The organism is Streptomyces sp. H39-C1 (genome assembly GCF_027158125.1).
Lineage (GTDB): Bacteria > Actinomycetota > Actinomycetes > Streptomycetales > Streptomycetaceae > Actinacidiphila > Actinacidiphila fildesensis.
Genome location: NZ_JAPVLS010000045.1, coordinates 67,141 through 76,886, shown reverse-complemented (window position 1 = coordinate 76,886; position 9,746 = coordinate 67,141). Strand labels below are relative to the sequence as shown.

Below are 9,746 nucleotides of genomic sequence, written 5' to 3'. Positions count from 1 at the left end.
GGGAGGGGGAGCAGCCGGGCGGGGACCGGGGCCGCCGGGAGGCCGGGGGAGCGCGGCGCCAGCAGATAGCGGCCGGCGTTGGTGATCGAGCCGGGGCCGACGAGGTAGCCGCCGTGGCCCCGGACGTCGATGCCGGGCCCCGGCGCGGTGCCGGGCCTGCCGACGGAGTTGGGGACGGCGGTCCCGGCGGGGCCGGTGAACCACAGGTGGCGGCCGCCGCTGGGGGTGAGGACGGTGACGGTGTCCGGGACGGCGAAGCCGTGCTCTTGCGCCAGGGCGCCGAGGGCTGCGACGCCGTCCAGGCCGTGCTTGACGTCCAGGTCGAGGCCGATGAGGTGGTGCGGGGCGCGTCCGCAGGCGATGCCGTAGCCGGTGGCCCAGGGGGCGGCGGCGAACAGCGCGCGGACGGCGGCGGGTTCGGTCGTGGCGTCGTGCACCCCGTGGCCGATCCGGCCGCATTCGCCCAGGCAGCGAACGGGCGGGGAGGTGGGCGGGGAGCCGGGTGAGGAGCCGGGTGAGGAGCCGGGTGAGGAAGCGGGCGGTGGGCTGGGCGGGGATTCGCCGCGGTGCGGGGAGCGCACGGCGGGGAGCTTGGTGCGGGACAGCGGGATGACCGCCAGGTGCCGGGAAGCGGCGGCCAGGGCGTTGGCGAGCGCGGCGGCGTGCAGGACGGAAGGGGCCATGGATCCAGTTTCGTACTCACGTTCGAAAAAAGGGAGAGGGCGCAGGTGGGAGATTGCCCGGCGCGGGCGGGCGGCGCGAAGGTTGGCCGAAAATCTGCCTGAACGTTTCCGCGCTTGCGGGGGTGGTGGCGGAGGTGGAGAAAAGACGATGAAGGGTATTTCGATGGCACTTTGAATGTTTGTCGACAGATCGTCACGCTTGCGAGCTAAATAGCCCGTCCGGTCTGGTTCGCCGGGGATTGTGTGGGCAACTCTGATTCCGGCGACGTCGTACCAGTCAGTCGGCGGAGCGGTCGGCCAACCGTCCCGCACACCCCCGTTCTCGGTTCCCTGGAGGAACAACATGGCAAGCATCCGTACCTTCCGCGTCCTCGCTGCGGTGGCGGCACTTCCCCTCGCCGCGGTGCTCTTCGCGGGATCGGCAGCTGCTGACAACGGCGCCTTCGCCGGCGACCACTCGAACGCGACCATCGTGAGCAACTCCGGTGGGAACGTGGGTGGTTCGAACCACGGGAATGTGACCACCACCCAGCAGGGCGCGAGCGGATCGGGCGCTTCGAACCAGAACAACACCGCGAGCGTGAACGGTTCCGGGTTCACCGCGATCGAGCAGAGCAACGTGAACGTGCACTTCACCCCGCTGTGGTGGTGACGGGCCCGTACGACCGGGATCAGTGACACGACCGCGCGGCGGCACGCTCAGTGCCGTCGCGCGGTCGCGTTCTCCCGGGAGGATGGCTCGGTGGCTGCTCCTCCGGCCTGTCGGCGGGCGCGAACGTTCATCCACAGCCTGTGGACAACTTCTCATGCCTTGACAGGGGTGGGGCGGGGCGGAGAATCTGACGGTCAGTCAGAAAATCTGCGAACCCGTGGAGGCCGTCGCCGTGCACCTCGCCCCCACCCCGCGCCAGCACCGGCTACGGGCCGAGCTGCGCGAGTACTTCGGCCGTCTGATACCCGAGGAGACCCGCGAAGCCCTCCGGGCCGAGCCGCCCGGCGGCCCGCTCGCCCGAGGTCTCCTCCGCCGGATCGCCGCCGACGGCCTGCTGGGCCTCGGCTGGCCCACCGAGTACGGCGGACAGGGCCGCGGCCCCGACGAGCAGTTCGTGTTCTTCGACGAGTCCTACCGGGCCGGTGCTCCCGTGTCGATGGTCACGCTCAACACCGTCGGCCCGACCCTGATGAAGTTCGGGACGCCCGCGCAGAAGGAGTACTTCCTCCCGCGGATCCTCTCCGGCGACTGCGTCTTCGCGATCGGTTACACCGAACCGGACGCCGGCACCGACCTCGCCTCCCTCCGCACCCGCGCCGTCAGAACCGGACCCGACAAGGCCGACAGCGACGGTCCCGGCGGAGCCGGTGAGTGGCTGATCGACGGCAGCAAGACCTTCACCAGCAACGCCCAGGGCGCCGACTGGATCTGGCTCGCCTGCCGCACCGACCCCGAGGCCCCCAAGCACAAGGGCATCTCGATCATCCTCGTCCCGACCGACGCCCCCGGCTTCTCCTGGACCCCGATCCACACCGTCGGCGGCCAGACCACCAGCGCCACCTACTACGACGCGATCCGCGTCCCGTACGGGAACCTCGTCGGCGAGGAGAACGCCGGCTGGTCGCTGATCACCAACCAGCTCAACCACGAGCGGGTCGCGCTGGCGGCCATCGGCATGCAGGCCGAGGACTTCTACGACGCGGCCCTCGCGAGCGCCCGTACGCCCGACGAGGACGGCACCCGCCGGATCGACACCCCTTGGGTCGCGTCCCGGCTGGCCGAGGCCCACGCCCGGCTCTCCGCGACCCGGCTGCTCAACTGGCGCCTGGTCCAGGACGTCGGCGCCGGCACCCTCACCCCGGGCGACGCGTCGGGCGTGAAGTTCGCCGGTACCGAGAGCGCGATCGAGGTCTACCGCGCGCTCCAGGAAGCGGTCGGGGAGACCGCTCTCGTCAGAGGCGGGGAGAACGGCGAACTGGAACGGATGAACCGGGCCGCGCAGATCAACACCTTCGGCGGCGGCGTCAGCGAGGTCCAGCGGGAGATCGTCGCGACGATGCGGCTCGGGATGAAGAGGAGCAAGCGGTGACGGACGAGGCAGTGGCCGGGGATCTGTACGAGCGGCTCAAGGTCTACGTGGGGCGGACCGCCGCGGCCGGCGGCGAGGGCAAGGACCCGGTCAACGAGCCGATGATCCGCCACTGGTGCGAGGCGATGGGCCACCCCGTCCCCGCCGACGGATCCGCGCCCGCCACCATGCTCCAGGTGTGGACCATGGGCGGGCTCTCCGGCCACACCGCGGGCACCGCGCGCTCCAGCGCCTACGACGATGTCTTCGCGCTCCTCGACGAGGCCGGCTGCACCTCGGTCGTCGCGACCGACTGCGAGCAGGAGTACCTCCGGCCGCTGCGTCCCGGCGACCGGATCACGTTCGACGCCGTCATCGAGTCCATCTCGCCGCGCAAGACCACGAAGCTCGGCACCGGCCACTTCGTCACGACGCGGATGGACGTCCAGGCGAACGGCGAGCTGTCCGGCACCCACCGCTTCCGCATCCTCAAGTACGCGCCCGCAACCACCGCGAAGACCTCCAACACCGCAACCACCGCGAAGACCTCCAACACCGCAACCACCGCGAAGACCGCCAAGCCCGCCGCGCGGCGCCCCCGACCGGTGATCAACCGCGACAACGCCGCTTACTGGGAGGGCCTGGAGCGGCACGAGCTGCTCATCCAGCGCTGCTCCGGCTGCGGCACGCTGCGGCTGCCGTGGCTGCCGGGCTGCAACGCGTGCGGCTCACCGGACTGGGACACCGTCCGGGCCGCGGGCGAGGGCACCGTCTTCAGCTATGTCGTCATGCACCATCCGCCGTTCCCCGCCTTCGACCCGCCGTACGCCGTCGCCCTCGTCGAGCTGGCGGAGGGTGTGCGGATCCTCGGCAACGTCACGGGAATTCCGTACGACAAGGTGCGCGCGGGTCTGCCCGTGACGCTCGAATTCCTGACGGTCGACGGCGAGTTCACGCTGCCCGTCTTCCGGTCGGTGGAGGACTGACATGGACTTCGCACCCACCGAGGAGCAGCAGGCGGCCCGCGATCTGGCGGCCGGGATTCTCGACCGCAGCGCCGAGCCGTGGAAGGCGCTGTGCGAGGCCGGGCTGGTGGCCGCCGTCGAGGAGATCGGGCTGCTGGGCCTGGTGCTGCTGCTGGAGGAGGCGGGCCGCAGGACCGCCGGGATCCCGCTCGCCGCGACCTGCGCCTACGGTCTGCTGCCGGTCGCCGCGTACGGTACGGACGAGCAGCGCGCCCGGCTGCTGCCCGGTCTGCGCGACGGCTCGTACATCGCCACGGGCGCCTTCCCGCACCGGTCCGCGCGGGCCGTCGCGAGCGGTGACGGCTGGCGCCTGACCGGCACCTTCCCCGTCGTGCCGTGGCTGCGCGAGGCCACGCACGTCCTCGTCCCCGCCGCGACGGGTACCGGGACGCGGCTGTTCTGGCTGCCGGTCCCGGCCGGCGCGGAGCCCGTCGACACCACCGCCCCCTGGGCGGCCGCCCGGCTCGTACTGGACGGCACGCCCGCCGAGCCGCTCGGTGACGCGTCCGCCTACGGGGAGGTCCTCGCACGGGCCCGTACCGCCTTCGCGGGGCTGCAGGCCGGGGTCTGCGCCGGGTCGCTGGCGCGGGCCGTCGCGTACACCTCCGTACGCGAGCAGTTCGGGCGTCCGCTCTCCACGAACCAGGGCGTGCTGCTGCGCGCCGCCGACGCGCACATGGACACCGAGGCGATCCGCGTCACCGCCTACGAGGCGGCCTGGCGCCTCGATAACCACTTGCCCGCTGCCTCCCACGCCCTGACCGCCGCCTGGTGGGCGTCCGAGGGCGGCAAACGCGTCGTCCACGCCGGTCAGCATCTGCACGGCGGAATCGGCGCGGACCTCGAACACCCCGTCCACCGGCACTTCCTGTGGGGACGGCAGCTGGACGCGTATCTGGGCGGCGGCGCGGAAGTGCTCGCCGAACTCGGTGTGCTGCTGGGCGCACCCGACACCGAGGAGGCCGTATGACGCAGTCCCCGGTCCGGACGCCGGCCGGCTCCGTGCGGGCGGGTGACGAACTGCCGCCGCTGCGCGTCCCGGTGACCCGCACGCTGATCGTCGCGGGTGCCATCGCCTCGCGGGACTTCCAGGACGTGCACCACGACGTGGAGCTCGCCCGGGAGAAGGGCTCGCCGGACATCTTCATGAACATCCTCACCACGAACGGCCTGGTCGGCCGCTACATCACCGAATGGGCCGGGCCCGGGGCGGTGCTGCGGGCGGTGCGGATCCGGCTGGGCGCGCCCAACTATCCGGGTGACGAGATGGTGTTGACCGGCAAGGTGACGTCCGTCGAAGCCGACACGTCAGGAGAGAACGTCGAGATCGCCGTCCTCGGCGTCAACAAGCTCGGCCATCACGTCACCGGAACAGCCACCGTCATGCTCCCGACCCCGGTCCCGAGCCCCACCCCGGAGGCAGCCGTATGAGCGTCCGCAACCGCGACAGCCTCGGCGGCCGTGCCGCGATCGCCGGGATCGGGGCGACGGAGTTCTCCAAGGACTCGGGCCGCAGCGAGCTGAAGCTCGCCGTGGAGGCCGTACAGGCGGCGCTGGACGATGCCGGGCTGACGCCCGCCGACGTCGACGGCATGGTCACGTTCACCATGGACACCAGCCCGGAGATCACGGTCGCCCAGGCGGCCGGCATCGGTGAGCTGTCGTTCTTCTCGCGGATCCACTACGGCGGCGGGGCGGCCTGCGCGACCGTGCAGCAGGCGGCCATGGCGGTGGCGACCGGGGTGGCCGACGTGGTCGTCTGCTACCGCGCGTTCAACGAGCGGTCGGGCCGGCGGTTCGGATCGGGGGTGCAGCAGCGGGACCCCTCCGCCGAAGGGGTGGCGCTCGGCGCCAATCTGCCGTCCGGTCTCCTCACCCCCGCGTCGTGGGTCGCGATGGCGGCGCAGCGGTATCTGCACGCCTTCCGGCTCGATCCGTCGGCTTTCGGCCCGGTCGCGGTCGCCGACCGCCGCCATGCCGCGAACAACCCCGCCGCGTACTTCCACGGCAAGCCGATCACCCTCGCCGACCATGCCGCCTCGCGCTGGATCGTCGAGCCGCTGCGGCTGCTGGACTGCTGCCAGGAGACGGACGGCGGCCAGGCGATCGTCGTGACGTCGCCGGAGCGGGCCCGCGATCTGCGGCACGCGCCCGCGGTGATCGCCGCCGCCGCGCAGGGCGCCGGCCGCGCGCAGGAGCAGATGACGAGCTTCTACCGCGACGATCTGACCGGGCTGCCGGAGATGGGGGTGGTCGCCCGCCAGCTGTGGCGGACCTCCGGGCTGACGCCGGCCGACATCGACACGGCGGTGCTCTACGACCACTTCACCCCGTTCGTGCTGATGCAGCTGGAGGAGTTCGGCTTCTGCGGACCGGGGGAGGCGGCGGACTTCGCCGCCGGCGGTGGTCTGGAGATCGACGGCCGGCTGCCGGTGAACACCCACGGCGGTCAGCTCGGCGAGGCGTATCTGCACGGGATGAACGGCATCGCCGAGGGCGTCCGCCAGTTGCGCGGGAGCAGCGTCAACCAGGTGGCGGGCGCTTCGAACGTGCTGGTCACCGCCGGAACAGGCGTTCCGACGTCGGGGCTGGTGCTCTCGGCAGACGGCTGAACGGGTGGTGGGGCGGGCGTGTCTGCCCGGGGTCGCCCCGACGGGCGCGTTGACTCGCGCCATGCGTGGAACCAAGCAGATTACCCGATATGTCCTTTCGGTCCTGACGGCGGTGGCGACGCTGGCCTGCCTGGTCAGCGGCGGCGTCGCGGCGGCCGATCCCTCCGCCGAATCGCTGCAGGGGGCCCGGTTCTTCCAGGGCACCGGCTTCGAGACCTGCGAGACCCCGACCGCCGACACGTTGCAGGCCTGGCACGGCACCTCCCCGTACGGCGCCGTCGGCGTCTACTTCGGCGGCCGGGCCCGCGCCTGCGCGCAGCAGCCGAACCTCACCCCCTCCTGGGTGCGGACCGTGAACACCGGGGGCTGGAGCATCCTGCCGATCTATGTGGGCTCGCAGTCGCCCTGCACGACGAGCAGCACGAAGAAGGCGTACACGATCGACACGGCCAATCCGGGCGGGAGCGGTGCGACCGAGGCCAGGGATGCCGTCCAGCGCGCCCAGGACCTCGGCTTCGTCGAGAACAGCGCCCTGTACCTGGACATGGAGTCGTACGACATCCGCACCGCGTCCTGCACGGCGCCGACGCTCGCCTTCGTCCAGGCCTGGGACAAGGAGGTGCGCCGGCTCGGCTACATCCCGGGCTTCTACAGCAGCGCGGACTCCGGCATCATGCACATGGAGCAGGCCCGCGCCGCCGGCGCCGCCGACCTGCCGAGCGTCCTCTGGTACGCCCGCTGGAACGTCACGCCCACCCTGGAGTCCGAGCCGGTACTCCCCCGCGACGCCTGGACGCCGCACAGCCGCATCCACCAGTACACGGGGAACGTCACCGAGCAGTACGGGGGCCGGACGATCAACATCGACCGCGACCTCATCGACGCCCCGGTCGCCGTGATCGGTTAGCGCGGCCGCGTTCCTCCGGAAGCCCGGACCCCGCCCCCGACCCCGCCCCTGACCCCACCCACAGGCCGGTCTTCCTCCGGGGTGGGTCCGCCTACGGGAGGTGGGGACAGCCCCCGTCCTACGACTTCAGGGTGATCCCGCTTCGGCACCTCCGGCGGATCCGCCGGGCGGGCGGCGCTCATAGCGTTGAGTGCATGACCACGCCTGTGTGCACCAGCACCAGCACGATGCAGTTCTCCAGCTACGTACGGGCCAAGGGCCCGACGCTGCTGCGGACCGCGCGCTCGCTCACCGCGAACCCGTGCGACGCAGAGGACCTGCTGCAGACCGCGCTGACCAAGACGTACCTGGCATGGGACCGCATCGACGACCACCGCGCGCTGGACGGCTACGTCCGCCGCACGCTGGTCAACACGCGCACCTCGCAGTGGCGCAAGCGCCGCATCGACGAATTCGCGACCGAGGACGTCCCCGAGCCGCTGTCCACCGCCCCCGACCACACCGAGCAGCAGGCCCAGCGCGACGCGCTGCTGCGTGCCATCTCCCGGCTTCCCGCCCGGCAGCGGGCCATGGTGGTACTCCGCTACTACGAGGACATGAGCGAGATACAGACGGCCGAAGCCCTCGGTGTCTCGGTCGGCACGGTCAAGAGCGCGGTCTCCCGGGCCCTCGGGAAATTGCGCGATGACCCTGAATTGCGCGCCAGGTAGTGACATACCGACTGGTATGGAAGCAGAATCACCGGGACCTTACCCGCACGTAACCCGTGGAGGCTTCCGGTGCTGAGCACGATGCAGGACGTACCGCTGACCGTCACCCGCATCCTGGTCCATGGTGCTCTGGTGCACGGCCGGTCCCAGGTGACCACCTGGACCGGGGACGCCGAGCCGCACCGCCGCTCCTTCCGCGAGATCGGGGTCCGGGCGATCCAGCTCGCGAACGCCCTCCGCGACGAGCTGGGGGTGGCCCGGGACGAGCGGGTCGCGACCCTCATGTGGAACAACGCCGAGCACGTCGAGGCCTACCTCGCGATCCCGTCCATGGGTTCGGTGCTGCACACCCTGAACCTGCGGCTGCCCACCGAGCAGCTGACGTTCATCGTCAACCACGCCGCCGACCGCGTCATCCTCGTCAACGGCTCGCTGCTGCCGCTCCTGGCGCCGCTGCTGCCCGCCCTGGAGTCCGTCGAGCACATCGTGGTCGTCGGCCCCGGGGACCGCTCGCTCCTGGACGGCTGTCGCCCCGCCGTGCACGACTACGAGGAACTGCTGGCCGGCCGCCCGACCACGTACGACTGGCCGGAGCTGGACGAGCGGGACGCCGCCGCCATGTGTTACACCTCGGGCACCACCGGCGACCCCAAGGGCGTCCTCTTCTCCCACCGCTCGATCTACCTGCACTCGATGCAGGTCAACATGACCGAGTCGATGGGTCTCACGGACCGCGACACGACCCTCGTCGTCGTCCCGATGTTCCACGTCAACGCCTGGGGACTGCCGCACGCCACCTTCATGACCGGCATCAACATGCTCATGCCGGACCGCTTCCTGCAGCCCGCCCCGCTCGCCGAGATGATCGAGAGCGAGCGCCCCAGCCACGCCGCGGCCGTCCCGACCATCTGGCAGGGCCTGCTCGCCGAGCTCGCGGCCAAGCCGCGCGACATCTCCTCCATGGCGACCGTCACCATCGGCGGCTCCGCCTGCCCGCCCTCCCTCATGAAGGCGTACGAGGAGCACGGCGTGCGGCTGTGCCACGCCTGGGGCATGACGGAGACCTCCCCGCTCGGCACCATGGCCCACCCGCCGGCCGGCCTCACCGCCGAGCAGGAGTGGCCGTACCGCATCAGCCAGGGCCGCTTCCCCGCCTCCGTCGAGGCCCGGCTGGTCGGCCCGGCGGGCGAGATCATGCCCTGGGACGGCGAGTCCGCGGGCGAGCTGGAGGTACGCGGCCCCTGGATCGCCAACTCCTACTTCGGCGGCGCCGGAGCCGAGCCGCTGCGCCCCGAGGACAAGTTCAGCCCGGACGGCTGGCTGCGCACCGGCGACGTCGGCGTCATCACGCAGGACGGCTACCTCACCCTCACCGACCGGGCCAAGGACGTCATCAAGTCCGGCGGCGAATGGATCTCCTCCGTCGACCTGGAGAACCAGCTCATGGCCCATCCGGACGTCGCCGAGGCCGCGGTCGTCGCCGTGCCCGACGAGCGCTGGGGCGAGCGGCCGCTGGCCACCGTCGTGCTGAAGGAGGGCGCCACCGTCTCGTACGAGGAGCTGCGGGAGTTCCTCGCCGGACGCATCGCGCGCTGGCAGCTGCCGGAGCGCTGGGCGATCATCCCGGCCGTGCCGAAGACCTCGGTCGGCAAGTTCGACAAGAAGGTGATCCGCGAGCAGTACCGGCTGGAGCAGATCGACGTGACGTACGTCGCCGGGGCGGCGAAGGACTGATCGCCGCGGCGGGTC

Annotated in this window: 10 protein-coding genes; 9 read left to right on the top strand and 1 reads right to left on the bottom strand. The window is 71.6% G+C overall.

Annotated features, from left to right (window positions below):
- Positions 1-683 (bottom strand): bifunctional DNA primase/polymerase (locus tag O3W51_RS27380; protein ID WP_269287623.1); only part of this gene is annotated, 683 nt, incomplete at its 3' end.
- 343 nt (positions 684-1,026) lie between these two features.
- On the opposite strand from O3W51_RS27380, the gene O3W51_RS27375 reads away from it, so the two are divergent.
- The 9 genes from O3W51_RS27375 to O3W51_RS27335 all read left to right on the top strand — a co-directional run bounded on the left by O3W51_RS27375 (position 1,027) and on the right by O3W51_RS27335 (position 9,731).
- Entirely contained in the window at positions 1,027-1,335 is a 309-nt protein-coding gene (locus tag O3W51_RS27375; RefSeq protein WP_138359143.1) for a hypothetical protein, read from the top strand.
- A 232-nt stretch (positions 1,336-1,567) separates the two neighbouring features.
- Complete coding sequence (locus O3W51_RS27370) at positions 1,568-2,764, top strand: acyl-CoA dehydrogenase family protein (protein ID WP_138359161.1); 1,197 nt, start codon at positions 1,568-1,570, stop codon at positions 2,762-2,764.
- Positions 2,761-3,729 (top strand): bifunctional MaoC family dehydratase N-terminal/OB-fold nucleic acid binding domain-containing protein, encoded by a 969-nt coding sequence (locus tag O3W51_RS27365; protein WP_244809276.1) that lies wholly within the window; start codon positions 2,761-2,763, stop codon positions 3,727-3,729. The genes O3W51_RS27370 and O3W51_RS27365 overlap by 4 nt, the downstream gene beginning before the upstream one ends.
- Before the next feature lies 1 nt (position 3,730).
- The gene (locus tag O3W51_RS27360) at positions 3,731-4,738 is read left to right on the top strand and encodes an acyl-CoA dehydrogenase family protein (protein WP_138359145.1); all 1,008 of its coding nucleotides are present in this window, start codon (positions 3,731-3,733) and stop codon (positions 4,736-4,738) included.
- Positions 4,735-5,199, top strand: a complete 465-nt coding sequence (locus tag O3W51_RS27355) for a MaoC family dehydratase (protein ID WP_164294840.1) — start codon at positions 4,735-4,737, stop codon at positions 5,197-5,199. The genes O3W51_RS27360 and O3W51_RS27355 overlap by 4 nt, the downstream gene beginning before the upstream one ends.
- Positions 5,196-6,380: a lipid-transfer protein gene (locus O3W51_RS27350; RefSeq protein WP_138359149.1), complete on the top strand. Its 1,185-nt coding sequence runs from the start codon at positions 5,196-5,198 to the stop codon at positions 6,378-6,380. The genes O3W51_RS27355 and O3W51_RS27350 overlap by 4 nt, the downstream gene beginning before the upstream one ends.
- Before the next feature lie 61 nt (positions 6,381-6,441).
- Positions 6,442-7,287: a DUF1906 domain-containing protein gene (locus tag O3W51_RS27345; RefSeq protein ID WP_138359151.1), complete on the top strand. Its 846-nt coding sequence runs from the start codon at positions 6,442-6,444 to the stop codon at positions 7,285-7,287.
- Between the two features lie 194 nt (positions 7,288-7,481).
- Positions 7,482-7,997, top strand: a complete 516-nt coding sequence (locus O3W51_RS27340) for a SigE family RNA polymerase sigma factor (RefSeq protein WP_138359153.1) — start codon at positions 7,482-7,484, stop codon at positions 7,995-7,997.
- A gap of 69 nt (positions 7,998-8,066) precedes the next feature.
- Positions 8,067-9,731 (top strand): long-chain fatty acid--CoA ligase, encoded by a 1,665-nt coding sequence (locus O3W51_RS27335; RefSeq protein ID WP_138359155.1) that lies wholly within the window; start codon positions 8,067-8,069, stop codon positions 9,729-9,731.
- Positions 9,732-9,746: the final 15 nt, after the last annotated feature.